Source organism: Mucilaginibacter sp. cycad4 (genome assembly GCF_034263275.1).
GTDB lineage: Bacteria > Bacteroidota > Bacteroidia > Sphingobacteriales > Sphingobacteriaceae > Mucilaginibacter.
Genome location: NZ_CP139559.1, coordinates 3,611,107 through 3,634,894, shown reverse-complemented (window position 1 = coordinate 3,634,894; position 23,788 = coordinate 3,611,107). Strand labels below are relative to the sequence as shown.

Annotated in this window: 29 protein-coding genes; 18 read left to right on the top strand and 11 right to left on the bottom strand. The window is 39.2% G+C overall.

Translation table 11 applies throughout. From position 1 onward, the window contains the following. Positions 1 to 32: 32 nt before the first annotated feature. From SNE26_RS14675 to SNE26_RS14660, 4 genes are all read right to left on the bottom strand, one after another. Positions 33 to 380, bottom strand: coding sequence for a hypothetical protein (locus tag SNE26_RS14675; protein ID WP_321554690.1), 348 nt, complete (start codon positions 378 to 380; stop codon positions 33 to 35). A gap of 219 nt (positions 381 to 599) precedes the next feature. Continuing rightward, positions 600 to 1,112, bottom strand: coding sequence for a GNAT family N-acetyltransferase (locus SNE26_RS14670; protein WP_321554689.1), 513 nt, complete (start codon positions 1,110 to 1,112; stop codon positions 600 to 602). A gap of 79 nt (positions 1,113 to 1,191) precedes the next feature. Further along, on the bottom strand, positions 1,192 to 1,356 hold the full coding sequence (locus SNE26_RS14665; RefSeq protein WP_321554688.1) for a hypothetical protein: 165 nt from the start codon (positions 1,354 to 1,356) through the stop codon (positions 1,192 to 1,194). A gap of 229 nt (positions 1,357 to 1,585) precedes the next feature. Next, the gene (locus SNE26_RS14660) at positions 1,586 to 2,287 is read right to left on the bottom strand and encodes a S24 family peptidase (protein WP_321554687.1); all 702 of its coding nucleotides are present in this window, start codon (positions 2,285 to 2,287) and stop codon (positions 1,586 to 1,588) included. A gap of 205 nt (positions 2,288 to 2,492) precedes the next feature. Between SNE26_RS14660 and SNE26_RS14655 the strand changes: the two genes are divergently transcribed. Beyond that, complete coding sequence (locus tag SNE26_RS14655; protein WP_321554686.1) at positions 2,493 to 2,684, top strand: hypothetical protein; 192 nt, start codon at positions 2,493 to 2,495, stop codon at positions 2,682 to 2,684. 68 nt (positions 2,685 to 2,752) lie between these two features. Further along, the gene (locus SNE26_RS14650; protein ID WP_321554685.1) at positions 2,753 to 3,169 is read left to right on the top strand and encodes a hypothetical protein; all 417 of its coding nucleotides are present in this window, start codon (positions 2,753 to 2,755) and stop codon (positions 3,167 to 3,169) included. 91 nt (positions 3,170 to 3,260) lie between these two features. Here SNE26_RS14650 and SNE26_RS14645 read toward each other — a convergent pair whose 3' ends face one another. Together SNE26_RS14645 and SNE26_RS14640 are read right to left on the bottom strand one after the other, a co-directional pair. Continuing rightward, positions 3,261 to 4,139: an alpha/beta hydrolase gene (locus SNE26_RS14645; protein ID WP_321554684.1), complete on the bottom strand. Its 879-nt coding sequence runs from the start codon at positions 4,137 to 4,139 to the stop codon at positions 3,261 to 3,263. 136 nt (positions 4,140 to 4,275) lie between these two features. Then, positions 4,276 to 4,614: a hypothetical protein gene (locus tag SNE26_RS14640; RefSeq protein WP_274989567.1), complete on the bottom strand. Its 339-nt coding sequence runs from the start codon at positions 4,612 to 4,614 to the stop codon at positions 4,276 to 4,278. A gap of 199 nt (positions 4,615 to 4,813) precedes the next feature. Here SNE26_RS14640 and SNE26_RS14635 point away from each other — a divergent pair, with 199 nt between their 5' ends. Both SNE26_RS14635 and SNE26_RS14630 read left to right on the top strand, forming a co-directional pair. Beyond that, positions 4,814 to 5,149, top strand: coding sequence for a hypothetical protein (locus SNE26_RS14635; RefSeq protein WP_321554683.1), 336 nt, complete (start codon positions 4,814 to 4,816; stop codon positions 5,147 to 5,149). Positions 5,150 to 5,318: 169 nt separating this feature from the next. Further along, positions 5,319 to 5,681, top strand: a complete 363-nt coding sequence (locus SNE26_RS14630) for a hypothetical protein (protein WP_321554682.1) — start codon at positions 5,319 to 5,321, stop codon at positions 5,679 to 5,681. A 108-nt stretch (positions 5,682 to 5,789) separates the two neighbouring features. Here SNE26_RS14630 and SNE26_RS14625 read toward each other — a convergent pair whose 3' ends face one another. Next, on the bottom strand, positions 5,790 to 8,024 hold the full coding sequence (locus SNE26_RS14625; protein WP_321554681.1) for a tetratricopeptide repeat protein: 2,235 nt from the start codon (positions 8,022 to 8,024) through the stop codon (positions 5,790 to 5,792). A gap of 204 nt (positions 8,025 to 8,228) precedes the next feature. Beyond that, positions 8,229 to 8,450, bottom strand: a complete 222-nt coding sequence (locus tag SNE26_RS14620) for a hypothetical protein (RefSeq protein ID WP_321554680.1) — start codon at positions 8,448 to 8,450, stop codon at positions 8,229 to 8,231. Between the two features lie 247 nt (positions 8,451 to 8,697). Here SNE26_RS14620 and SNE26_RS14615 point away from each other — a divergent pair, with 247 nt between their 5' ends. The 9 genes from SNE26_RS14615 (at position 8,698) to SNE26_RS14575 (ending at position 13,786) form a co-directional block, all read left to right on the top strand. Next, a complete protein-coding gene (locus tag SNE26_RS14615) occupies positions 8,698 to 9,414 on the top strand; it encodes a hypothetical protein (RefSeq protein WP_321554679.1) in 717 nt (238 codons plus the stop codon). A gap of 214 nt (positions 9,415 to 9,628) precedes the next feature. After that, complete coding sequence (locus SNE26_RS14610; RefSeq protein ID WP_321554678.1) at positions 9,629 to 10,219, top strand: TetR/AcrR family transcriptional regulator; 591 nt, start codon at positions 9,629 to 9,631, stop codon at positions 10,217 to 10,219. Positions 10,220 to 10,224: 5 nt separating this feature from the next. Further along, the gene (locus tag SNE26_RS14605; protein ID WP_321554677.1) at positions 10,225 to 10,611 is read left to right on the top strand and encodes a VOC family protein; all 387 of its coding nucleotides are present in this window, start codon (positions 10,225 to 10,227) and stop codon (positions 10,609 to 10,611) included. A 37-nt stretch (positions 10,612 to 10,648) separates the two neighbouring features. Continuing rightward, positions 10,649 to 10,930 (top strand): YciI family protein, encoded by a 282-nt coding sequence (locus SNE26_RS14600; RefSeq protein ID WP_321554676.1) that lies wholly within the window; start codon positions 10,649 to 10,651, stop codon positions 10,928 to 10,930. Between the two features lie 106 nt (positions 10,931 to 11,036). Beyond that, positions 11,037 to 11,252: a hypothetical protein gene (locus SNE26_RS14595; protein WP_321554675.1), complete on the top strand. Its 216-nt coding sequence runs from the start codon at positions 11,037 to 11,039 to the stop codon at positions 11,250 to 11,252. Between the two features lie 129 nt (positions 11,253 to 11,381). Beyond that, the gene (locus SNE26_RS14590; RefSeq protein WP_321554674.1) at positions 11,382 to 11,597 is read left to right on the top strand and encodes a hypothetical protein; all 216 of its coding nucleotides are present in this window, start codon (positions 11,382 to 11,384) and stop codon (positions 11,595 to 11,597) included. 466 nt (positions 11,598 to 12,063) lie between these two features. Further along, positions 12,064 to 12,759 carry a hypothetical protein gene (locus SNE26_RS14585; RefSeq protein WP_321554673.1) on the top strand — a complete coding sequence of 232 codons (696 nt, stop codon included), beginning with the start codon at positions 12,064 to 12,066 and terminating at the stop codon, positions 12,757 to 12,759. Between the two features lie 90 nt (positions 12,760 to 12,849). Further along, positions 12,850 to 13,221: a DMT family protein gene (locus SNE26_RS14580; protein WP_090523799.1), complete on the top strand. Its 372-nt coding sequence runs from the start codon at positions 12,850 to 12,852 to the stop codon at positions 13,219 to 13,221. Positions 13,222 to 13,387: 166 nt separating this feature from the next. Then, positions 13,388 to 13,786, top strand: a complete 399-nt coding sequence (locus tag SNE26_RS14575) for a GNAT family N-acetyltransferase (protein ID WP_321554672.1) — start codon at positions 13,388 to 13,390, stop codon at positions 13,784 to 13,786. A 51-nt stretch (positions 13,787 to 13,837) separates the two neighbouring features. On the opposite strand, the gene SNE26_RS14570 is transcribed toward SNE26_RS14575, so the two are convergent. Beyond that, positions 13,838 to 14,488, bottom strand: coding sequence for a hypothetical protein (locus SNE26_RS14570; RefSeq protein WP_321554671.1), 651 nt, complete (start codon positions 14,486 to 14,488; stop codon positions 13,838 to 13,840). A gap of 232 nt (positions 14,489 to 14,720) precedes the next feature. Beyond that, positions 14,721 to 15,575, bottom strand: a complete 855-nt coding sequence (locus SNE26_RS14565; protein WP_321554670.1) for an N-acetylmuramoyl-L-alanine amidase — start codon at positions 15,573 to 15,575, stop codon at positions 14,721 to 14,723. A 190-nt stretch (positions 15,576 to 15,765) separates the two neighbouring features. On the opposite strand from SNE26_RS14565, the gene SNE26_RS14560 reads away from it, so the two are divergent. The 3 genes from SNE26_RS14560 (at position 15,766) to SNE26_RS14550 (ending at position 17,987) form a co-directional block, all read left to right on the top strand. Beyond that, positions 15,766 to 16,587, top strand: a complete 822-nt coding sequence (locus tag SNE26_RS14560) for an alpha/beta hydrolase (protein WP_321554669.1) — start codon at positions 15,766 to 15,768, stop codon at positions 16,585 to 16,587. 433 nt (positions 16,588 to 17,020) lie between these two features. Further along, positions 17,021 to 17,242: a YdeI/OmpD-associated family protein gene (locus tag SNE26_RS14555; protein ID WP_321554668.1), complete on the top strand. Its 222-nt coding sequence runs from the start codon at positions 17,021 to 17,023 to the stop codon at positions 17,240 to 17,242. Positions 17,243 to 17,411: 169 nt separating this feature from the next. Then, positions 17,412 to 17,987, top strand: coding sequence for a YceI family protein (locus SNE26_RS14550; RefSeq protein ID WP_321554667.1), 576 nt, complete (start codon positions 17,412 to 17,414; stop codon positions 17,985 to 17,987). 469 nt (positions 17,988 to 18,456) lie between these two features. On the opposite strand, the gene SNE26_RS14545 is transcribed toward SNE26_RS14550, so the two are convergent. Beyond that, entirely contained in the window at positions 18,457 to 18,855 is a 399-nt protein-coding gene (locus SNE26_RS14545) for a hypothetical protein (protein ID WP_321554666.1), read from the bottom strand. A 237-nt stretch (positions 18,856 to 19,092) separates the two neighbouring features. Here SNE26_RS14545 and SNE26_RS14540 point away from each other — a divergent pair, with 237 nt between their 5' ends. Further along, a complete protein-coding gene (locus tag SNE26_RS14540; RefSeq protein WP_321554665.1) occupies positions 19,093 to 20,343 on the top strand; it encodes a DUF2130 domain-containing protein in 1,251 nt (416 codons plus the stop codon). Between the two features lie 459 nt (positions 20,344 to 20,802). Further along, positions 20,803 to 23,787, top strand: a complete 2,985-nt coding sequence (locus SNE26_RS14535) for a lantibiotic dehydratase (RefSeq protein WP_321554664.1) — start codon at positions 20,803 to 20,805, stop codon at positions 23,785 to 23,787. Position 23,788: the final 1 nt, after the last annotated feature.

Sequence of the window (23,788 nt, the reverse complement as noted above, 5' to 3'; positions counted from 1 at the left end):
TATTAAACCGGCGCAATGGAGTAACTTGTTGCTTATGAGGCTTTTGCCAGTGAATTGTTAACATCAAGGTTATTAAGTAAACTGTCAAGCTTGAGGTTAAATTCTTTCAATTTGATATCGCCTTTTTCAAAAGCACCGGTTAAACGTGACAGCTCCTGTTCAATATTTGTTACAATAGCATTGTTGATGTTAGCAGCATTCTTTTGTAAATCTTCAATTACTTCTATTTTATGTTCTGCAGCTTTAAGCAGGTATAGCTGTTGCACATCGGCAGTTATATGACTGCTATCGCCAGCTTTTGTGTTTTGCCGTTTGTTAAATTCAACTAAAATTATGGCAGCAATAATAGCCGCAATTACCAGTATCATGATAGGTTCCATCTTCTTCTCCTTTTGTTACAACTTTATGACTCCGGCAGAGGCCTGCGGTTTATAATTATCATAAATATAACTGAATAAAAAATAAACTAAAAGGTCATTGTTGATAAAATCCCCATTTGTGAATAACTATTGAGAAATAGTTGTGGGTTTTGTGTGAACATGTGAAACTTTAAATAGATGGAAATCGGATAACCATACCCCGATAAATGTTGTTGTTTGTTATTGATTGCTATTGAGCCGTTTTTCGTAGCACAAAAATCTTAAACCTGGTCTTAAATCTAAGCTGATCTCACCTGCCAAAGCGTAGCCCAGCTTTGGGAACAGCCTTTGCGTTGCCAGGTTAGCAATATTGGTGTCAATTCGTAATGTATTAATTCCCCGCCGGATGGCTTCATGTTCGGCTTGTTTGAGAAGTGCTGTCGCAACGCCGCGGCCCTGGTAATTGATGTTCACAGCAAGCCGATGCGTGACTATGGCAGTTTCGTTAATATCAAGCCCGGCCTGGGCATATTCTGCATCCTGGTGGGTAGTTATAGCAGCTACACCTGCTATTGTTCCGGTAATTTCGGCTACCCAAAGTTGGTTAAGGTTAATATCCCGGCTAAATGCTTGTTTATTGGGATAGTCGTTATCCCATTGAAAATTGCCTGCTGCTTTCATAACAGCTATTACATCAGCTATAAAAGCTAATATCTGCGATACATCATTGAGGGTAGCCAGCCGGATTGTCATTTTATCTGTCAAAAAAAATACGGCTAAAAATAGGGAAGTTTTAATTGGTGACAGTTTGGCTTTTGTAATAAACATCAGCTTATTTCGCTGTGCGCCGTTTTCTAAATTCAATTTTTGACGTTGATTTTATTTGCATGATAACCGCCCATGATAGCAGGGCAAGAAGGCTGTAAAACGCAAAGTTTTGTACCCAGTTACCAACGCTGAGCTCATCAATGGCAAGTTTTAACATCTCACTTCGCATGATTAAAAAAATTATCCTGCTTAAACCTTTAAATTTTGATTGCCTGAGTTTTTAAAGGTTTAACAGGCACCGTAATTATAAATCAAGTGTTAGTAAATTTAACCCGTATTATAATTAACTGCGGAGTTGTAAGAATGTTGTAAGGTATCGGATGTTTTTGAATAGGCAGGCCCGGTAACAAGAGCGGTGCAATTTGTTATTCTCTTAACAAATTGCACCGCTATGCAGGTTAATGGTTGTGTTTTTTGTGGATGTCCTTAACAAGGCAAAGCTTTTTGATATCGGCTACCTTTATAATAAATGGTGCATATTTGAGCCGGTTGCCAACCATTTCGGTTGTATTATCTGAATGTGCAATTACCTCATCGGGGATATCCCCGGCAAGCAGGCGTTTATACATGCGATAGTCGCCCCACTCAATGTAATAAACTTCGCCGGGCAGGATCTTTTTATCATGAATTATTTTTAGCGCAACCCAGCAGCCGTTTTCAAGATATGGGTACATACTGTGCCCCCAAACCGGAAGTGCAAAATCGCAATCCTCAATGCCCGGGAAATTCATGTGGCCAACCGGCTGAGAATCGTTTATGTCATTGTATACTTCTACACCTGAAGCGGTTGCAGAAATTTCATACATAGGTATGCCTTCACTGTGTTTGGATACAGGTTTTGATTCAGAGAAATTCTGTTTTTTATCGCCTGTTATGTAGTCTTTGTATCTTTCTTTAAAAATACGGAGTTTTTCTGGATCTATGTTTTGCCTGCTCTTTATTATTTCAGTAATCGAGCTTGGGGAGTTAAAGCCTAACGCCTCAGCTAATTGAGCATTTCCATTAAAAGCTTTTCCTTTAAGCTGATTATAGAGTATGATAAACTCCAATGTTTCGGGGCGTACAATCTTTATTTTGTTTGGTTTTATCTCGTCTTCCATGATGAAAATAATTTAAAGATTATTCTTGATTATAATAAAGATTATTCTGTATATTTGTTTCGTTGATAATTGCTAATGTAAGTCAAATTATTTACAAATCAAAATGTTTAATCCATTTTGTAAAGAGTATTCTTTTGTTAAAATACAATGTTCTGTAATTTAAAATCAAGAAATAATATCAATAAATAATCAATATCATACAACAATGTATATAGCATTTTCGGCCCTACGGCAATCGACAGGAGATAATAATAATCAAAACTGCTCAAATACTTTAAATGAACATGAGGTTTTGCAGCGCTTTGAAGGTTATAGAACTGCATGCGAAAAGTATAGAGATGAAATTGCTGCTATTCAAAAGTATATGCCAGGCTGGATGCCTGCTTTTAAGCGGTAATAACCTGGTTGCAGGTATTACTGCATAATGCCCAATTAAAATAATATGAAATCAATACACTAATTATCATGATAAAAATTTCTCAAAAACTTAAAAGCCAGCTTTGGTGGCTTATTATATCGGTTGATTATGATTACAGCCGGATATCTATTGCCGAACACGACATTACGGATGAAGTGCTTACTTTGTGGCTGGAAGATAAGCAGGATTTTAAAAATTCAATTGATGAATGTCTCCAGGTAGATATCCGGGTCCGTGACCTGGCCCGGATCATTAAAACTGAAAACCTGAATAGCTACGAGGGGACCAAATTGCATCCAACCAAAAACTTTGTTTACAAAGCCCGCATCGAAATTAACACTCCCCTGCAATGGTATAAGGATGATGCATCATCACCTGAACAGCAGTGGACCCGTGAAGCTGTATTGAAAGCTTTGCTTACACAACTTGTAGAAGAGGGCGCAGCAAGCGATTATGAGTATTAAATTAGCTATGAAATATGCTATTTGGCATTGTTTACATAATTTGCCAGGTTGTTAAAATTGCTTTAAATGCTGCTTTTTATGCTTAAGCAAATTAAATTTGATTGATAGCTTGTTGTAAAAGCCTGTTAAATTCTGCAGGTTTTTCAATCATAGGGAAATGCCCTGTGGCATGTATTTGCAGCAAGCGGTAAGGGATCCCTGCTTTGACAAACCCAATTGTGTCATTAGGTGTGTAGTCGCTGTTAATAAGATAGAGCTTTGTTTTGGCGGCTTTAAGTTTGGCTGTTGTGTTAAAACTGTTGTCTTCCATACTTGCTATGGCAATGGCACTATCGGCATTGGCCACATCGTTAAGTATGCGTTTCCTGATTGCGGCGCTGGTTGTTTTATAAAAAAGGTCCTGGTTAAAATAGGTTGTGGCTACTGCTTTAAAATGTTTTTTTAACATGGCTATGGCTTCTGCATAATCGGCTTTGGCCTTTGCGCTTTCGGGTTTTCCGTCAAAGCCCTTAAAGTTATCAATGCCTACCAGCCCTATCACCTGGTTAGGGGTATTGAGCCTGGCCTGTACAATAATTTCGCCGGCCATGGAGTGGCCAATGAGGATTACGTTTTTTAATTTAAGAGTGGTTATCGCGAAGGTTACATCACGGGCAAAATCATTCACCGTCCATGAGTTACGGTTTTTACCTGATTGGCCGTAGCCAGGCAAATCAATCGTAACAACCCGGTATTTATTACCAAAATATTTTACCTGATTGTTAAAGTAGCTTTTGTTAATGCACCAGCCATGTACAAAAAGCAATGTGGTATCACCCTTGCCGGTATCTGTATAAGCAATGTTAACGCCATGGTTGCTGATTTTTATGGCGGGCTTATCAATTGTATTTTTGTTTTGCGGGTGCTGGGTGCAGGCATACCACAATCCGATTGAAGTTGCCAGTGAAAATAATGCGGGTAACTTTTTCATACAGACAGATAATTATATGCAATGATTTCGCTATATAAATATCCGTTTATGAATAGGTTGCAGCCAAATGTTTAACTTATTTTAACAAAGTAATTACTGTGAGCCTGAAGGCGACGGCAGGAGGCAGGTTTCGACACTATTTTACTTTTACCAGCTGTTGTTCTTTTTCAATATGCTCAACAAGCTCCAAATCTTCGCTAACAGCTTCGGCCTCCGGACTTGCGTAATTTAGTTTGCGGAAACGCCACTGGGCAAATGCAGGTTCCTGGAAACGGTTTATCAGTTTAAAAAATTTGGGAAAATTGTGTACCTCTTCCAATAACAGGCCGGTTACAATGCCATTGTTATCAAGTATTTCGCGGATGGTGTACTCCTTATCCCTGGTGATCCAGATCTCAAAATCCTGCCGTATTTCAGCCATCTTTTCAGGATCTATTTTGTCGTTTATACAAATTACCTTATCGCCCGGTTTCATGATAGTCGCAATTTTATGTATCCCTTTTGTTAAGAGATTGTGAATGTAAAGGTCGGCTTTTTATGCGTATTTTAAAATTTGTGCATCGGGTAATTTTTGTGTTAGAAAAATATTCGAAAAAAGTTTTAAATATTATGCAACCTTATTTTATTGGCTTCGTATTAAAATGTATAATGAATGTTTAATATCAGGGCTTTATATGGATTATTTTTATTTGTTTATGATAGGAGGGCTCGGACTGGTATTTGTTATTTTACAGTTTGATAAGCAGCAACGGAGCAGGGTTAATTTATTGCTGAAAAATGCGAACGATGTGCAGCCGTTACTTATGAAAAGGTGTGTGGATCAAAAATTTAATAAAATTAATGCAGGGCTCACTACCGATACCTATCATACGCATATGCGCAACGATGCGAAGCAGAAAATAGAGGCAAGCCTGCAACAAATAGCAAGTGATTACAATACAGGAAAGATCAGTTTGCCTGTTTATAATGATAAACTTGGCGAGCTGCTTGAAAATTTAGGAAATAAATAGTTGTTGTTTTAACCTAAGCTTATTTATTGTCATATATAGTTTTTGTTGGTTAGTTTTACTTTAAGGTCATTTGCTGTTGGGGCATTTGACCTTTTTTGTTTTCGGGGCTTGTTCAATAAGCAATTATATATTGCATGGATAAACAAAATGATTATTATTGCAGTCACTTATGTCTGACGAAGCGATTATAAAACGGTTAAAGGTAGTTGTGAAAGAGCATGGCGGCCAGCTGGGGCTTGCCGGTGCTATTGGCGTTGATCAGGGGTTTATTAGCAAAGTGATCAACAAAAAGCAGGATATTAGCTATTATCTTATCCGTAAGCTTTGTTTTCAGCTTAAATATTCGCCCGAATGGCTTATCCTTGGTACCGGCGAAAAGATGATCAACAAGCCCGAATCAGCCAAACTCATTACCGAAATACAAATGATGCGTACCGAGGTTGATATTTTACAGGCCCGTATGCGCGCCTACGAAATGGAATTGAAAGAGCTGCGTGAACAATTACATATAGCAGGTAAGAAGGCTGTATAGCCCACGCAGTTCCGCGCAAATGTAAAAGCCCCTTGCGGGGCTTGGTTGTTATTTATAGATCAGTTAATAGTTATTTATTTTACGAGTATTGTAAATAAAAAGTTATTGTTATTTACAATATTTTGCAATGGAATCGGCCGCTTCTTTTGAGCCCATACTTAAAGCTTTATTCATATCGGCGCAGCTGCCTGTTTTATCATCAAGAGCTATTTTCGCAAGCCCCCTTTGTAAATAGGCCCGGCTATTTTTTGCATCAAGGCTTATTGCGGTATTACAATCCAAGACGGCTCCGTTCAGGTCTTTTAAATTTGTTTTGGCCGCAGCCCTGTCAATATATAGATCCGGATTGTTAGGAGCAAGTTTAAACGCGGTAGCAAAGTCTTCTTTTACCCCCTGGGCATCCCCAAGATTGCTTTTAGCAATACCGCTATGCGCGTAAGCTTTTACATTTGCATCGTTCATATAGGTGGCGTTATGATAATCATCGGCAGCGCCGGCATAATCCTTCATAGCCATTTTGGTATCGCCCCTGAGTAAAAAAGTTTCATCGTTTGAGTAAATTGATACAGCACGGTCAAGATCGGCAAGGGCGCCTTTATAGTTTTTAAGTTTGGCTTTTACAAAGCCGCGAGCTTGCCAAACTAAAGCGGTTGAGTCGGATAATGAGTCGATTTTTAATGCACTGCTCAGATCAGCTATGGCGCCGCTGTTGTCTTCGGCATCTGCTTTGGCCAGGCCACGTTTTAACAATAACGTTATATTTTTAGGTGCTTTGAGTACACCGGTGTTATAATCGGCCATGGCCCCTTTGCCGTCACCTGCGGCGGCTTTTGCTTCACCGCGGTAAAGGTAAAAATCGGCAATTGCAGGGTTCAGTGTTATAGCCTTAGTAAATAGTTGTACGCCATTATTAGTGTACTTGTAAAAATTATTGATTTTACCCAATCGTAAATAGCCATTTTGCTGTTGCGGGGCAATGCTGATCAGTTTTTCGAGGTCATTTACGGCCGCAGTATAATCACCCAGTTTGGTTTTTTCAATAGCCCGGTTTAAAAAGGCGTAAGTATAAACCGGGTTTATAGCAATGGCTTTAGTGTAGTCGTTAATGGCGGCCAAAGGGACCCCTAAGTCACGATAGGCATCGCCGCGTGACAAATAGGCTTCATCGCTTTTACCGTTCAGGTTAATAGCTTTTGTTAAATCTGCAATCACCCCTGCGGTATCCTTCATAGCCATTTTAGCTTTGCTCAGGCTTACGTAAGCACTTATGCTGTTAGGGTTTATTTTAATTGCCGAATCGGCATCAAGTTTAGCACCTCCGTAATTGCCTAATGCCAGTTTTGAAAATGAACGGCTTTGGTATGTATCGCCATTTTTAGGGTCAAGCGCAATAGCTTTGTTAAAATCCTCCAGGGCAGCCTGGTTATCTTTCTTGTCACTTTTAATAATTCCGCGGTACAGGTACAGGTTTGCATTTTTAGGGGACTGCGCAATAGCCTTGTTAAAATAATCGAGAGCGCCATTGGTATCGCCCAGGCTGCTTTGGGCATTAGCCATGTAAAGCAAAAGGTTTTTAAGGTTGGGGTTGATAGCGGCCGCTTTTTTATAATCATCAACAGCACCTTTTAAATCATTTAGTTTTGCCCTGGTATTTGCCCGGTAAAAATAGGCTTCGGCATTATCAGGATTAAGCGAAAGCGTTTTGGTATAATCAGCAATAGCGCCATTATAATCGTTTATGCTGGCTTTGCTGCCTGCCATATATTGGTAAACCTCGGCGCTGTTAGGGTTTAGTTTGATAGCCATATTATAATCGGCAATGGCTCCGGTAAAATCGTTATTATTGTTTTTGGCCAGGCCACGGTATTTATACAGGTCGGCATTGTTTGGCGTAAGTTGAAGTGCGGTGGTAAAATCGGCAATAGCGCCGGTATAATCGCTCATGTTGCTTTTGGCATTGCCCCTGTAATGGAACATGTCTGCTGTTTTTGGTCCCAATGCTATCGCCCGGTCAAAATCAATAAGGGCGGCTTGATAATCTTGTATGGCAGCCTCGGCATTAGCTTTATACAGGTAAGCATTGGTCAGCTCTGGTTTCAGCGCAATGGCCTGCGCATAATCATTAATAGCCGCCTTATAGTCTTTAAGGTTGCCATATGCATTAGCCCTGTAATAAAAAACATCGGCATTTTTGTTGTTTAATTCTATAGCGCGGGTAAAGTTCTGCACGGCATCTTTATAATCCCTGGCATTGGCTTTTGAATTTCCCTCCCGGATATAGGTACTTGCTGTTTGGGCAAGTGAGCACAACGGCAAAAAAAGCAGAAACAGAATTTTTTTCATGAACGCGGTAGCGGTTTATCAAATATCAATAAAAAACTATTATTGATTATGGCAAAACTTATACCATCATGAAATATCTTATAACTAATAAGAAATGAGCGGAGGGTAGTGTGGTATTGGGGTAAAATTGGGGCGTAAAAGCCCCAATGTTAGAGAGGTTAATTAAAACCCAACTGAAATATTCCTTTGTTTTTTTATCAGTGATCAGGAAAAAGAAGCTTCGTTTGTCCTGTTCTGATTTCGTTTTTTTCCGTATGCTATTGCGGCAGTACAAAGCGCAATGCAAACCAATAATGCTACCTCAATTACAACATGAACCACCGGAACCTTGCCAGGAAAATTTGACAACAAAATACCTGCATCAGGAACCAGTAAACCAACCAGCGGGAAGCAGAAGAACATTCTTAATATTATTAATTTTTCCATAATTATTAACATTTAGTATGACAATGCTAAGGTACGGGTTATTTCTTTATAATTTAAATAAAATTTACATTCATTAATCGAAGCCTTCAAAAATAGCTTGCTAAAGCCTTTATAATTTTTAATTAAACAATAGTAAAACACGGGACCCCGGTTATTGTTTTAGCGTTCGTGTTTTTTATAGATTTTTTTAATGGTGATACAAGTTTTCGGTTTGTCATTTTAGCTATCTTAGGGGAATTTAAACCTTATGGAAACCCAGGTATTCAGATTAAATCCCGAAAGCTACCCTGCGCTGCGTAAAAGAATAATCATTAGAACAACTTTGCTCATGTTGATAGCATGGGGTGGAGTATCGTTCATGCTGTTAAAAGATGGGGATAACGACGGCACCGGAATGTGGTTTGTAATTGGCATGGCATTGTTTTATGGATATCTTATTTTTAAAACATCAAAAAAGCGGAGAAAAATATACGAGAGCTATACTTTAGTTATCGATGAGTTGAATATAACACGTAAGCAAGATGGTTTGAAAGATATGCAGGTTCCATTAAGTGAAATTACTATCATTGAGAAGAACGCGGAAAACCGGTTTGAGATAAGAGGAAAAAGTAAGGCGCCGTTTGAACGGATATTAATTCCGCGGCAGGTTGAGGGCTATGATAGGGTAGAAGAAATCCTGGCCGGCATTAAACCCATCGAAATAAATCCTAAACCCAATTATCTGGAGAAATATGGATTGCTGGTCACATTGATACTTATAGCCCCAATTTTAGGTGTATATATTGTTGATAATAAGATAATTGTTAGTATTTGCGCGGTATTGGCCGTAACAATGCTTGTTTATAGTATGTTTTATATGCTAAAATACAAAAACACTGTAAAAAGCTGGAAACACACTTTGTGGATGTTGCCCCTCGTTATTATATCAATTTTGGTGGTTGCCTATTATAAACTGATAAGTTAATTTTAATTGGCACAGTTACATGCCCGGCTGCATAAAATGCTATCATCCAAATACTGCGTAATGTAAAGGTTTCCTGAATTATATGAAACTGGTAGTCCGGTTTTATGTAAAGTGATTAATAGCCAAGTTGTTATAGTTAGTTTTAAGCTTTCTGCTTTTAGAAAATAAAAATAAAATTTTAAATAAACGAACGCTCACTTATATTTGTATTGAAATGAGGCCACGCGACGAATATAAAGAAGCCCAAATACGCCAAAAGGCGATAGCGTTGATAGTTGCTGAAGGGCTTGACGGTTTTGGGGTTAATAAACTTGCCCGGGCCGCAGGGGTATCACCTGCTACCATCTATATTTATTATAAGGATAAAGAAGAATTAATAAGCAGTATTTGCGTTGGTGCAGCCGAAAAGATGATGACTTTTAGTCTTCAGAATTTTTCGCCCGATATGGATTTTGCAGATGGGTTAAGGGTACAATGGCACAACAGGCTTGAGTATTTCATGAAATGTCCATTAGATATGGAGTTTATTGAAATTATGCGTTATACTCATTTTTATGAAAAAGTAACGGCCATGCTTACCGTTAATTTCGGACAGGTACTGGGAGCATTTATGCGTAATGCCGAAGAAAAACAGCAGCTTATACCGTTGCCTTTTGAGGTTTACTGGGCAGTAGCTTATGCGCCTCTTTATCAACTCATTAAATTTCATAACCAGGGCAATAGCTATGTGAACAGCAGTTTTGCACTGGATGATAAACTGATGGAACAAACACTCGGCCTTGTATTAAAAGCATTAAAACCCTGATTATTATGTCGGTAACTACTATTAAGCTTAATCATGTTAATTTGCCGGTGACCGATGTTGCTGCCAGCTCTCATTTTTTTGAGCAATATTTTAACTTTAAATGTACCGGTGTAAAAGGCAATAATATGCTGGCGGTAATGGAGGGCAAGGATGGCTTTATCCTGGTGCTTATGGCCGATACCTTTAATCGGAATGGCAACAACAGCTACCCGGATGCTTTTCATATCGGTTTTTTGGTTGACAGCCATGAGCAGGTGGCCGAAGTTTATGACCGCCTGATAAAAGGAGGGATAGCTGTAACCCAACCTCCGGCCTCCTTGCGGGGTGGTTACGGGTTTTATTTTAATGCTCCGGGTAATATATTAACAGAGGTTACCTGTTTAGCTCAATAAATTTAACATTTAAGTATCTAAATAAAATAGTTAACTTATGGTACATGCATCAGCCTATAAAGATCCTCATCATGTAATGCTTTTTTTTGAAGAGATTGGCAGTCTTGCGGATAACGAACAATGTTTAGTTGACAGGAATGGTTATTACGATGATCTTAAAAGCAATGGTAAAGTAGTTATAAGCGGTAATTTCTGGAACCAGGACAAAAATTTTGTAATTGTTTCTGTATCAGATGATAATGAGCTTGTTCAGATCATTGAAAACGATCCTGCCATAAAACATAATGTACTGGAATTGGTAAAAGCAATGCCTTTTTAACCCTTTTTTGAGGTGAAAATACGTAGTGTAAAATGGGTTAAAATACGGGGTGCATTGTGCTTGCATATCTGTATGTTACACAATATTTTTGTGTACACGGATGCCCATGGAGCCTTTTGAACTAAAAGTTAATAAACGGACTTATAAAATTATACCTTCGGCTGCTAATAAAACTACGTTTAGTGTATTAAACTACTCGGCTTTTTACACCATAACCAGGTTAACAAAAGGTTACTGGGAAATTATTGAGCATCGTTTCGGAGATCATTTGATCCCTTTGCAGGAAATAGGCCGCTCAATTGAGGAGTATTATAAACTCTGATATTATCGAATCCTTTAAAAACGTTTCATTAACCATGCCGAAAATATTTATTGCTTTTTAATAAATATTATTTTTTTATTACTTTGTAAAGTTTTAAATTAGACGTATTAAACTTATACCTTAAATGTTATGGAAAAATTAGCAATTTTAAGAATGTTTGCCGGCTTTCCATTGTTCGGCTTATTACTGCCTGATATTTCTACTTTTATAGTTGGCCGTTTTAAAGATATTTCTCCTTTTCATATTTACATTGAATGTTTTTTATTGCTTTTTATAATTGCGTGTACATTGGGCATAGCCTACATGCGGAAATTAGGCGATAGGCCTGATTCGCAGTTGCAATAATAAATTACCGGCTTTGTCCAGTGGCCGCCGGTCGTTTTTATAAATATATCATTGATAAGCCAGTACATTGTTTAGCACCCTTAAAGCCAGGGGAATCGTTTTTAAATAATTGTGGTTATTCGAAGAAATCGCGGAGAAAATTTTGACACGAATTGCCTTGCAGGTATGCCACAATTAATCGAATTACACGAATTAAAATTCGTTCTATATTAAACATTCGGATAATTCGGAAAAATTAGTGTGTGAATTTTTCACTTATCTGCTTTTAATTCTTCTATAATGTTTTAAACGCGATTTCTCTGCCCTTAAAGCCTTAGGCCCGGTTTATAACCGGGTTTTTTTGTAGCTTTTACATGTTATGAAATTAATTTAGTGTTCCCGGTTAACTTTATTTTTTTATTTTTACGGGTAAATGAACCCTAAACACCATTATCTAAACTCTCCCTTCAAGGTGTATTTACTCCTCATGAAAAAATCAGCTATCTGTTTTAAGCTATTTTTAATAGTTATACTGTTTTGTTGTTTTAACGCTGCTATGGCCCAGCATCATTCCAGCCGGGCTTTAACTTATGGCGGCGGCGGCAGCGGCGCAGTTAATTTTAGCGATGGCTGGGGGGTAGCCGCCGGTACGGGTGTTGATATCCCGCAAGGTAACTTTAATTATACCTTTAAGCCCGCCAATTATTTTAATGCCAGCGTTTACCGGTTTTTAGGCCCCTTTACCGCCAATGTAAGCTTAGGGTACATGAATTTTAAGCCAGATGAATATTTAATTTCAGAAACAGTTGAAGGCACCGGCGCAACTGCAAATACATATTATGCAGATATGCCTGTAATTGCCGCATATGGCGGCGCGGCTTATAATATTGACGTAGCCGATAACTTCAGAGTTTATGGCGGTGTGAACTTAGGAGTGTATTTTACTGATTTTGCTGTGGGTTATGAAATTGATGGCATAGATCCATTTGTTTATGATAAATGGTCGCAATCGCTATATTATGCTCCTAAAGTAGGGGTAATATTCCCGATAACTCCTAAATTGGGGATCAGTATCGAATCAAAATATAATTTCTTTTCCCAGAAACTAACTTTAGGCGATGTTTCGGGTAAGCAAAACTGGAACTCGCTTTCGCTTGGGGCCGAGCTGGTTTTCAAGTTTTAGTAATCAGTTTGTAGCGCTATATACAGCAATTTGCAATTGCCGGTGATATCAATCTCAATTTACCGATATTTGCGCCAAATATTTGTATTAATGAAAGGCTTGCGTACCGTTACATTCCTGTTTATTTCCAACACCTTCATGACATTTGCCTGGTACGGGCACCTTAAGTTTAAGGAGTATGACTGGGGCAAAAACCTAAGCTTAATAGCCATTATACTAATAAGCTGGGGGTTGGCATTTTTTGAATACCTGTTCCAGGTACCCGCTAATGAAGGCGGCTTCAAGGAAAACGGTGGCCCTTTTACCCTGGTTGAATTAAAAACCATACAGGAAGCTATTACCCTTACCGTATTTATGATATTCACAACCCTGCTTTTCAAAAACGAAAAATTGGGCTGGAACCATTTGGTAGGTTTCGGGCTTATTGTGCTGGCCGTATTTGTTATTTTTAAAAAATGGTAATTAAAGGCAGTTGCTATAAAGTATCCTGAAGTATACTTCAAAAAACTTATTGATTTCTCTCGTTTTTATATTTGCTGGACTACCTGCTTTCTCAATCCTGGCTTATTGGGATAGTGCAGATGCTGTTTACATTTGAATATAAGTATGTAAACAACTCAACAACAATATGGAAATAACTTATAAAACAGGTACAATACCAACAGCCCGGCAAGTGATAGAACTTTATGACACAGCAGGGTTGAAACGTCCAACCCATGACGAGCAGCGAATTGCCAGGATGTATCAAAACTCAAACCTTGTGGTGAGTGCCTGGGATGGCGATAAACTGGTAGGCATATCACGCGCACTTACCGATTTTTGTTACAGTTGCTATCTTTCAGACCTGGCAGTTACCAAAGCTTATCAAAAAGAGGGAATAGGTAAAAAACTGATTGAACTAACCAAACAGGCTATCGGAGATGAGACTATGCTTTTACTGCTTTCGGCCACAACTGCTATGGAATATTATCCAAAAGTAGGTATGGAAACTGTTCATAACGGGTTTATCATTCATAGGGTAAAGTAAATAAGGGCAGTGGGGATACTGCATGTATCCCACTGCCCTGAAGTTTAGTGCTTATTTACCGCCAAATACATAAAATACAGAAAGTGCTAAACCATTATTTATCAAATTGAAAGTAACATTATCGCCGCTCCCTGTTTGCCGTGTATCATCTTTTAGTTTACTGTGACTATAAGAAAGATTAGCCAGTGTGGCAGATACGCCAAGTTTTCTTACCGGGTAATAAACAAGTGCCATATTTGCTCCTGCAAAATAGTTATCTGATTTATTCCTGGTTGCAGTTCCGGCATCTATGTATTTAAAATCGTAGCGGGCATATCCTATGTAAGGACCTGTGCGCAGACCAAATTTATCGCCAAACATAAAATATTTCCGTAAAAAGAGTTCAGCCGCATATTGGCGCGTGGTTTGAGTACTTGAATAACTGGTGTTTCGATTGTCTTGCTTGGTATAAGCATAAGTAAGGCTTGTGCCAATATCAAGTTTATCGGCGATAAAATAACTGTAAGTGGGTCCGGCGTTGAAAATTGTTAGTTTAAAATCAGAATTATAGGTATCGAAACCTGGGCGAATGGTGTTCTCTGATGATTTTTGATGCTGGAATTGTAAATCAATGCCGATAGTTTGTGAACCTTTTTCAGTTTGGGCCTTCGAAATTTGAAATGCCAGTAAAAATGCCGGGATTAAGACAAGGATTTTTTTCATTTGTGTTTTGGTTTTGATTAGCCTTTGAAACGGGGAAACACAAAAGATATTTTGCTGAATAAGGCTTTATATAATAAATATAAAATAAATTTTTATTGCGGTTTAAATCGATAATATAAGGCATAAATGCCCGTTAAAGTCGATTGCTTTGTTATGTTGTTGAAATAAATATTTGAATGCCGGTAATAAATATAAAAAAGAAGCGTGATAGTTAATCGCTCAATTATATCGATCAGTTCCCCTCCAGATTATTGCGGTATTGCTTTAGTGCAGTGAGTATTGACCGTACAATTTCGTTTTGCCCGCCGGCCGAGTTCAGGTATGCTTCATCGGATGGATTATTAATAAAACCTGTTTCAACCAGTACCGCAGGCATGCCGCTTTGTGCTAATACCAAAACCCCCTGTTCTTTTACGCCCAAACTATGCCTCCCATTAGTTTTACGGAACTGGTTGTCAATTAAATCGCCAAACTGGATGCTTTGCTTGCGGTATTTTTGCTGAAACGCGTTAAGTACAATAGTATTTACTACAGCATCATCGCCATAGCCATTATATTTCTCCTTATAATCCTTTTCTATAAATATCGAAGCGTTTTCGCGTAAGGCTTCGCGTTGTTCCTGGCTGCGGTGAAAGCCGTACACAAGCAGCAAGGTTCCCCTCGATGATCCTTTACGCTGCGGCGACGAATTGCAATGGATGGAAATGAACAGGTTTCCATGATTGTCGTTAGCTATGTCGGTACGTTTATGAAGCTCAATAAAAACGTCGGTGCTGCGGGTCATTACTACTTTTATGCCGCTCATTTCATCGTTTATGGCATCCCTTAATTTTTTGGCGATACTTAACGAAACATTTTTTTCCTTTGAATAAGCCCCATGTGATCCGGGATCTTTTCCTCCGTGACCGGCATCGATAATAACCGTTTTAAATTTGAAACGATTGGATGTTGCTGCTGCAGGCTGTTGCCCGAAACACCTGGCGGCGAAAAGCACACATAGCAAAGAAAAAAGCGAAGTAACTATTTTATATTTTTTAGGAAAGGTAGCAGGCATGAACATATATGTATACAGGTTTATAACATTCATTCTATAACAAATAATTATAGGTATGATATTGTTTTAACCGTATGGTTTAAAAAGCGCTTTTGTTAAAGTGCGCAAATATAATACATGTTTGATTTACAGCACTATCTAAAAAATAATTGCTGAGCCCTGCAACAGAAGTTTAAACTGTGCATTATGTATGTATATTTAATGAACTTAAATCTGGCCGATCATGATGTTAAAAAAACTTTTGTTAGTTGTACTGGTATGCCAGGCATTTATGGCCTGCAGTCAGCAAAAAGGCATTGTTTATGGCGATAACGCCGCTGCCGGCAAGTATTACGATGTTAGGGGGATAAAGCTTTATACCGAGGTTTATGGTAAAGGCAAACCCCTGTTAATGATCCACGGTAATGGAGGCAGCATTAATGCTTTTGAAAAAAACATACCCTATTTTGCTAAAAAGTATAAAGTTATAGCGGTTGACAGCCGCGCACACGGCAAATCTACCGATCCGCGCGATTCACTTACTTTTGAAATGATGGCTGATGATTTTGCTGCTTTGCTTGATATAATGCACATCGATTCGGCTTATGTGATAGGCTGGAGCGATGGCGGTATCAATGCCCTGGTAATGGCTATGCGCCATCCCGAAAAAGTGATAAAACTGGCCTCGACCGGTGCCAACCTTTGGCCCGATTCTACAGCGCTTATCCCTTCGTTATGGAGGGACATGGAAAAAGAATATACCAGCAAAAAGGATTATCATTTCGTTACCGCTAAAGAAAAGAACGACAGGAAGGTTTTTATGCTTGATTATAAAGAACCCAATATTAAACTATCGGCATTGAAGGCTATTAAATGTCCGTCGCTTATTATTGCCGGAGATCATGACCTTATTGTAACAATGCACACCGTGCAGATAGCCGAAAATATCCCCAATGCATATTTATGGATCCTGCCCAATTCGGGCCATGGCACGTTGGTTGAGCACGCCGGCGAGTTTAATAAAAAGGTAGATGGTTTTTTTGAACAGCCGTTTTATCGGCGTTAAATGATATAAAAAGACGTGGATATAACGTGGATATAATTGGTTATACAGCCCTTAAAAAAGATGGCCCGGTATTACGCCGGGCTATCTCACATAATTACTTTAATTTAGTAAAATCTCAATTACGTTTAGGTAACAATTTTATTTGCTTTAGGTTTTATAAAATTTACGTTACGTATGCCTTTTTAACTAAATTTCTCATAATAATAATGAGCTGATATCGTTTCTACAGTAACTCAATCATAAGCCAACCTGCAGCTTTTACTGTTTAAATTAATGGTAATATGGAATCAAAAAACCAAAGGTTGCTTATCGACGCACTTTTAGCCCTCTCATTCCTTTTAGTAGTTTTACTCGCCGTAATTATGGTTTTTCAACCGGGCGTTAATCCCAATTAATATTATCTTTATCAGGAAGTAAACCCAGATAAAAGACCATGCTTAAACCCGGCCAGCATATTGAAGGCACACCTGCCGAATTGCAGATCCTGCTTGACAGCGATGCTGAAGCTCGTGCATTTTTTGAAAGCCTGTCCAAATCATACAAACAAGGTTATTGCGATTGGGTAGGTTCGGCTAAACAGGAGGCTACCCGTAAAGTAAGGGCAGGTAAGGCGATGATCATGCTCCGTAACAAACAAAAAACCTTAAAAACATAGGCTATAATTTTCTCAAAAAAAGCCTATTGCTCTTGTAAGTTCTACTAAAATGGTAGTATATTGTCATCCGATTTCAATAAAAACATGTTTAAACATTTATTTTATTTAAAGTCCCGATCATTTATATACTTTTGAGTCATAAATCAAAAACAAAAAAGAAATTAAAACAATGAAAAAGATTCTTATCCTGTTAGCAGCAGCATTTACTTACACGACGGCATCAGCACAAACTACCTGGACTGTAGACAAAGCCCACTCAAACGTTAAATTTACAGTAACCCACTTAATGGTATCTGACGTTGATGGTATTTTTAAAAACTATGATGCAACCATTACTGCCGCTAAACCTGATTTCAGCGACGCTAAATTCCAGATCAGCATACAAACAGCATCAGTAACTACAGATAACGATCAGCGCGATAAACACATCACAAGCCCTGATTTTTTTGATGTTGCTACTTACCCAACCATTACTTTTACCAGCACTGGTATCACCAAAACATCTGATAAGCACTACAAACTTACCGGTAATTTAACCTTACATGGTGTAACCAAACCGGCTTCATTTGATTTATGGTACCGTGGTACTATCCAAAACCCGATGAGCAAAGCTGATGATGCAGGTTTCCAGTTAACCGGTACTATCAAACGTTCTGACTTTAACTTCGGTTCAAAATTCGGTAACGCTATGGTAAGCGACGAAGTTGCTATCAAAGCTAATGGCGAGTTTGGCAAAGCCAAATAATTGCAAAGATATATTAACAGGAACGGCGCGGATAACCCGCGCCGTTTTCTTGTTTTATGATACAGGCAGTGGAAGATCTATGCTTGGGAGTGCAGGTACTGCATTTTTAATCCTTGCTTTTTTTGATAGCGGATTATTAATGTACAAATGCCGATTATTGAAATAAGGGCTGTGCCCGCTACTATATGCGTAAAGGGTAATTTAAACTCCGGATTGATAAACTTTTCGGTTATGTCGGGAATGATGATGGCGATGAGGGGCAAGCAGCTGAATAACCTCAGGAAACCAAGTTTTTTCATAAAGAGTGATAATGGTGTTTGGCGCATTAATGCGCTGCAAATATGCCACTATATTTCCTTTTATAAAATACCCGTTATAAGGTATTTTACAACCTGTATTGGTAATTTGCTGATTAGCTGATCAGTTTTTGAAAGAGATGCGGTAAAAGGAAGGAGAAAAGAAGGTTAACTCAGGCTTTCCGGGAAAGCAGTTGCTTAAGCGTATTAAACCACAATTGATTTTTAGCTCCAAAAAGGGTATGATCAACAATAAGATATAAGGTGATAAGATCTTCTTTTAGCCTGTAGCGTAGCCTCAATGGTTGCCAGAATAAACCATTGTTCCGCACCATCGAACGTTTGTAAAGCTCATCAAAACCTAAATATAATTGTTCCAGGCTGTCAAGCGGGATGTGTTCATAACTATCGCCGTCAAGTACAAGGCTTTTGGGGGTAAGGATAATTTCGCCGTTATAATGGTGTGGTGGCGGGGTAAATGCAAATAATGCGCCTCCGGCATTTGCCAACCCTAATGTGGCCAGGTCATAATCATGACTCCACATCACCTTTCCAATTCTCAATATCTGCATGTTATAAACTTCGGTATTATAAACGGCATTTGCAATAGATTGTTATCATTGTAGTTTCATTTTGTTACAATAATGTTAATACCCCTTGTGGGCACCATATCATGTGCTAAACAGTAAAATCCCTATCTTTGATTTACAGGGAATATTTTCCTTTTATAAAGTAATTGAATAGTATCAATAATCAAGTTATTAGCTTAAAGCTTTGTGTATTCTGCTTTCAGCTTTTATATAAATAATATGGCTACAGAAGTTAAGTGCCCCAGTTGTGGTTTCGGTTTTCCGATAGAAGAGGTTATGGCCGAGGAGTATAAAAAAGAGCTCAGGGTTAAAATGATGGATTATACCCGTCAAAAAGAGGAAGAATACCGCAAAAAGGATGAGGAGTTTTTAAATAAGGAGCGCCAGCAGCAGGCAGCCTTTGAACAAAGGCTTAACAACGAAAAAAAGCAATTACAGCAAACGCTTGAAGATAACCTGCGTAAAACCATAAGTCAGGATTTTGAGAACCAGCTTGTACTGCTCAAAAACTCTGCTGCCGAAACTGAGGAAAAACTAAAACTATCACGCCAGAAAGAGCTGGAATTTTTACAGCGCGAGAAACAACTGCATCAAAAGGAAGAGGAAATGGAGCTTGCTGTACAGCGTAAGCTGCAGGAGCAACGGAACGAACTTACCGACCAGATCCGCAAGCAGGAAGCCGAGCGCCACAGCATAAAAGATACCGAATACCAGTTAAAGGTTAAAGAGCTTGAAAAACAGCTTGACGACCAGAAGAAGCTGGCCGATGAAATGAAGCGCAAAGCGGAGCAAGGCTCCATGCAGCTGCAGGGCGAAGCCCAGGAGCTTATACTGGAAGAATTATTACGCAATTATTTCCCGTTTGATATCATAAGCGAGGTAGGAAAGGGCGTACGCGGGGCCGATTGCGTACAAACCGTACGCAATCAGTTTGGCCAGGAATGCGGCCGCATTATTTATGAAAGCAAGCGTACCAATGCTTTTTCGGCAGATTGGATCGAGAAGCTTAAAAAGGACATGCGCAGTATGGGCGTGGACGTAGCCGTCATCGTAACCCAATGCTACCCAAAAGGGATGGATTGCTTTGGCGAACGTGATGGTGTCTGGATCTGTAGTTTTGACGAGGTAAAGGCAGTATCCTATATTTTAAGGGATGGGGTAATGAAGTTATCAAACCTGGCCAAATCGCAGGATAATAGAGGCGATAAAATGCACCTGTTGTACGATTACCTCACCAGCAGCGAGTTTTCAGAACAATGGAAGGCCATTCGCGAAGGGTATATGAGCATGCGCCAATCCATTCAGCGCGAACGCGATGCTATGGAAAAACTTTGGAAAGCCCGTGAAAAGCAATTGGATAAAGTACTGCTAAGCGCCGCTCACATCCGCGGCAGCATTGAAGGGATTGCGGGGAGTGATACCATTCAGCTTAACCTTACCGATGATGAGGATGCGTTGCTGTTAGAGTAATTAATGCAGTTTCGGTCGTCCATATGCTCCTGCAAGCGTCGTCGCTTGCGGGTTTCATGCTATGTTGTGCGGATTGCTTATCAAATTGATAACCTAAACGTGGACTATAAGCGGAGGCGCCCGGAATTATAAGTTCTTAAATACTGAAGGATTATATTTTGTAAGTTTTTGCTGCCATATTTTGGATAGTGTACTTGCAAGGCAATTATAATTTGATTGTCTTGTCAATATATTAGTTTTTGCGTTAGGTGGAAAGGCATGGAATTTTAATCCGAAAAGCAAGGCGCAATGAACTTAAATAATATTAAAAATCAATTTTGACAAAAGCATAATTAACCAATTGAGTTTTGTGGAAACCTTGCTGCTCAACAAGAAACAGACAACGCTCATAATAACCTGCTAATGAAAATAGCCTAACTTAAGTTGGCTGTTTACATACTGAACCTTGCCTTTATATAAATGAAAGTTAATTTTATTAACGGTTTAATTTTACGCTCGGCTGCTTTGTCGTACAGACAAAAGCTCGGTAAAAAAAACTTGCTTACATTATGGCATAACAGGCTAATTAAGGAAAGTATTTACATAGCAAGTAAATCGCTTTATAATGAACTGGATGCTTTTTTTGCACATGGGCAGCAAATGCAGGCAAAAGAAGCGCAATTACTATCAAGCTTTTATAAATATATGGCCCGTATGGCAAACCGGGCTACACCGTTTGGGTTGTTTGCGGGTTGTTCGTCGGTTTATTGGGGTGCGGCTAACAAAGTGAAACTTTCAGCAAAGTTCAGGAAACATGCGGTGCCTGATGCTGTGGTGAGCTTTTCGCTTGCCAAACAAATTGAAAATGCCAATCAATTATCGGCAGGATATAAGCTTAACAATACCCTTTATAAAGTTGGGGACGATTTACGTTTCATTACTTATCAAATTATTGATGACCAAAGGGTTTACCAGGTTAGTGCTATTGCCTGCAATGAGGTGCTTGATGATATAGTTGCTGTTGTTGGTGATAAAATATGGAGTAAACAACAGTTGCTTGAAAAATTCCCGGATTTTGACCATGATGATTTCATTGCATTTATTAATGACCTTATTGATGGGCAATTGCTAAAACCGGCATTTGAACCGGCAATAGGTTATGATTTCCCGGTTTTTTTGCAAAAGACTGATAATACGGAATTAAGCAACACCATTGATGAATTGATCAAATTGCTTAATAAAATTAATAACGATGGTGCTGAAAATTCAAACTGGTTTTTGTTCTATACCGCAATTGAACAAATTACTAATCATATAACCGGCAGGGAGCTCAAAGACCAGGTACATGTAACCAGGTTTAACGAACTGGAAAGCCGGGAGCTTGACCAATCATTGCAATGGAAAATAACTAAGGGGATTGTATTACTTAATAACCTGAATGCCCCGGCGCCCAATAAAAGGATTGAACAGTTTAAGGGCAGGTTCAGGAAAAGGTACGAGGAGCAGAGCGTACCGCTTTTGGAGGCATTTGACACCGATACAGGAATTGAATACGGGCAATGGTATGAGCATGAAACCCTTTTTACAGAAGGGCTGTATACCGGGAGTGAGGGAGTGCCTTCATGGGTGGATTATACAGAGATAGATTTTAAAATGCTCAACCTGTTAAACCGCGCAAAAATTGAAAAACAGTATAAGGTTATTATACCCGATAATTTTGTCAAAGAGCGCAGTGCAGATAATTTGCCATTTTCCATGTGCGCGCTTTTTCAGCTTTTTGAAAACAATGTGGTATACCTGGAAAGGGTTACCGGGCCTGGCGCCTTGAGCATGATAGCCCGGTTTGCGGTTGGGGATGCCGAAATTTATAAAACAGGTTTAGAGATAGCTGCAAAGGAGACCGCCAACAGCCCGGACGCCATGTTTGCCGAAGTGATCCATATGCCCGAAGAACGGATCTTAAACGTTATGATGCACCCGCCTTTCTGGCCCCATGAGCTGGCTTATATTGATGATGCTAAGGGCAGTTCGGTTTTGAGGCTTGACGATATCTACATAAAGCTTGAGCAGAATGTGTTTAAGCTGTTTTCAAAAAAACATCAGCGGGAAGTAATTCCGCGGTTAAGCAGTGCGTATAATTATAACAGGTCGCAGCACCCCATTTATACCTTTTTGTGCGATATTCAGCATCAGCGGGGTAATGGCAGCTTAAGTTTTAACTGGGGGGCGCTCTCAACCGATTTTGTGTTTTTTCCGCGCGTTGAAACCGGCTTTGGTGTTATCCTGCACCGCGCAACCTGGAAGTTTACACCTGCTATTTTGGACGAACTTTGCAAAGCCGAAAAGTTCATGGATAAATTCGGCGATTTGTTTAACAGCTTTAGGAATGAGTGGCTGCTGCCCGATAAATTTTATATAATAAAAGGCGATAATGAATTACTGATTGATACTGCAAATGAAATTAGTATACAGGTACTTGCAAAGGAAATAGCAAGGCAGGCCCCGGTTTTGATTTTGTCTGAATGTATTCATTTTCAATATGAAACGATTGTAAAAGATATGGATGGCAACCCTTATATGCACCAGTTTGTTGCACCCTTTTATTTCGAAAGGCCTTTAAAGCCGCAATATTTCCAATATATGGAAAATACACTCCAGCGCAATTTTTTTCCCGGCAGCGAGTGGTTGTTTATCAAGCTATATCTCAGCAGTAATATTGCCAACGAGGTGCTGCTGAAACTTGATGAACTGTTAAATTATTCGGGTACTGTTAAAATAAAGCAATGGTTTTTTATCCGGTACCATGATCCGGATAATCACATCAGGGTTAGGATTAATTTGTTTGAAGAGGTTGATTTTCAGAATGTTTACCTGGCAGTACGCGAAGTGCTGTCGCCATTTTTGACAAGCGGGCAGCTCCATGTTGTACAGCTTGATACCTACGTGCGCGAACTGGAACGTTACGGGCAGCAGATTGAACAGGCCGAGGGCCTTTTTTGCATTGAAACTTCATTTTGCTGCAGCGTATTCAGGCTGCTTGAAAGTAATCGTTATGATACTGAAGACTGGCTCCTGATTTTTTGGCTGATCAAAGATTACTTAAACCTGATGAGCCCGGATCTGAACGATCAACTACAGTTTGTTGAAAAGCAGCAGGCTTACTTTTTTACCGAGTTTGATGACAAGGCAGTTAAAATACAAATTGATCAGTTGTATCGAAAATATCATGGCAGCCTGAATAACCTGCTTTTGGCATACGATGATCTGCTTCAGCAAAAAAGAACGCAGGTTGAATTACTGCTGCAAACCTACAGTATCAACTGGAATGCGAAGTTTTTGAGCAGCGTGATCCACATGGCAGTTAACCGCTATTTCAGTACCCGGCAACGCCTGCATGAATGTATCCTGTACGGGTTGCTGTTAAAGTTCCTTAAATCGGAAAAAGCCCGGAAAGGGAAGGCTTAGA

Bases quoted from the DNA above. Each gene is read 5' to 3' on its own strand.
- SNE26_RS14540 (WP_321554665.1), top strand. From the start codon at position 19,093: ATGGCTACAGAAGTTAAGTGCCCCAGTTGTGGTTTCGGTTTTCCGATA.
- SNE26_RS14580 (WP_090523799.1), top strand. From the start codon at position 12,850: ATGAAAGGCTTGCGTACCGTTACATTCCTGTTTATTTCCAACACCTTC.
- SNE26_RS14605 (WP_321554677.1), top strand. From the start codon at position 10,225: ATGTCGGTAACTACTATTAAGCTTAATCATGTTAATTTGCCGGTGACC.
- SNE26_RS14640 (WP_274989567.1), bottom strand. From the start codon at position 4,614: ATGAAACCGGGCGATAAGGTAATTTGTATAAACGACAAAATAGATCCT.
- SNE26_RS14630 (WP_321554682.1), top strand. From the start codon at position 5,319: ATGTCTGACGAAGCGATTATAAAACGGTTAAAGGTAGTTGTGAAAGAG.
- SNE26_RS14675 (WP_321554690.1), bottom strand. From the start codon at position 380: ATGGAACCTATCATGATACTGGTAATTGCGGCTATTATTGCTGCCATA.
- SNE26_RS14655 (WP_321554686.1), top strand. From the start codon at position 2,493: ATGTATATAGCATTTTCGGCCCTACGGCAATCGACAGGAGATAATAAT.
- SNE26_RS14610 (WP_321554678.1), top strand. From the start codon at position 9,629: ATGAGGCCACGCGACGAATATAAAGAAGCCCAAATACGCCAAAAGGCG.
- SNE26_RS14585 (WP_321554673.1), top strand. From the start codon at position 12,064: ATGAAAAAATCAGCTATCTGTTTTAAGCTATTTTTAATAGTTATACTG.
- SNE26_RS14575 (WP_321554672.1), top strand. From the start codon at position 13,388: ATGGAAATAACTTATAAAACAGGTACAATACCAACAGCCCGGCAAGTG.
- SNE26_RS14625 (WP_321554681.1), bottom strand. From the start codon at position 8,024: ATGAAAAAAATTCTGTTTCTGCTTTTTTTGCCGTTGTGCTCACTTGCC.
- SNE26_RS14600 (WP_321554676.1), top strand. From the start codon at position 10,649: ATGGTACATGCATCAGCCTATAAAGATCCTCATCATGTAATGCTTTTT.
- SNE26_RS14560 (WP_321554669.1), top strand. From the start codon at position 15,766: ATGATGTTAAAAAAACTTTTGTTAGTTGTACTGGTATGCCAGGCATTT.
- SNE26_RS14615 (WP_321554679.1), top strand. From the start codon at position 8,698: ATGGAAACCCAGGTATTCAGATTAAATCCCGAAAGCTACCCTGCGCTG.
- SNE26_RS14570 (WP_321554671.1), bottom strand. From the start codon at position 14,488: ATGAAAAAAATCCTTGTCTTAATCCCGGCATTTTTACTGGCATTTCAA.
- SNE26_RS14545 (WP_321554666.1), bottom strand. From the start codon at position 18,855: ATGCAGATATTGAGAATTGGAAAGGTGATGTGGAGTCATGATTATGAC.
- SNE26_RS14660 (WP_321554687.1), bottom strand. From the start codon at position 2,287: ATGGAAGACGAGATAAAACCAAACAAAATAAAGATTGTACGCCCCGAA.
- SNE26_RS14595 (WP_321554675.1), top strand. From the start codon at position 11,037: ATGGAGCCTTTTGAACTAAAAGTTAATAAACGGACTTATAAAATTATA.
- SNE26_RS14665 (WP_321554688.1), bottom strand. From the start codon at position 1,356: ATGCGAAGTGAGATGTTAAAACTTGCCATTGATGAGCTCAGCGTTGGT.
- SNE26_RS14565 (WP_321554670.1), bottom strand. From the start codon at position 15,575: ATGAATGTTATAAACCTGTATACATATATGTTCATGCCTGCTACCTTT.
- SNE26_RS14555 (WP_321554668.1), top strand. From the start codon at position 17,021: ATGCTTAAACCCGGCCAGCATATTGAAGGCACACCTGCCGAATTGCAG.
- SNE26_RS14650 (WP_321554685.1), top strand. From the start codon at position 2,753: ATGATAAAAATTTCTCAAAAACTTAAAAGCCAGCTTTGGTGGCTTATT.
- SNE26_RS14550 (WP_321554667.1), top strand. From the start codon at position 17,412: ATGAAAAAGATTCTTATCCTGTTAGCAGCAGCATTTACTTACACGACG.
- SNE26_RS14620 (WP_321554680.1), bottom strand. From the start codon at position 8,450: ATGGAAAAATTAATAATATTAAGAATGTTCTTCTGCTTCCCGCTGGTT.
- SNE26_RS14645 (WP_321554684.1), bottom strand. From the start codon at position 4,139: ATGAAAAAGTTACCCGCATTATTTTCACTGGCAACTTCAATCGGATTG.
- SNE26_RS14535 (WP_321554664.1), top strand. From the start codon at position 20,803: ATGAAAGTTAATTTTATTAACGGTTTAATTTTACGCTCGGCTGCTTTG.
- SNE26_RS14670 (WP_321554689.1), bottom strand. From the start codon at position 1,112: ATGACAATCCGGCTGGCTACCCTCAATGATGTATCGCAGATATTAGCT.
- SNE26_RS14635 (WP_321554683.1), top strand. From the start codon at position 4,814: ATGGATTATTTTTATTTGTTTATGATAGGAGGGCTCGGACTGGTATTT.
- SNE26_RS14590 (WP_321554674.1), top strand. From the start codon at position 11,382: ATGGAAAAATTAGCAATTTTAAGAATGTTTGCCGGCTTTCCATTGTTC.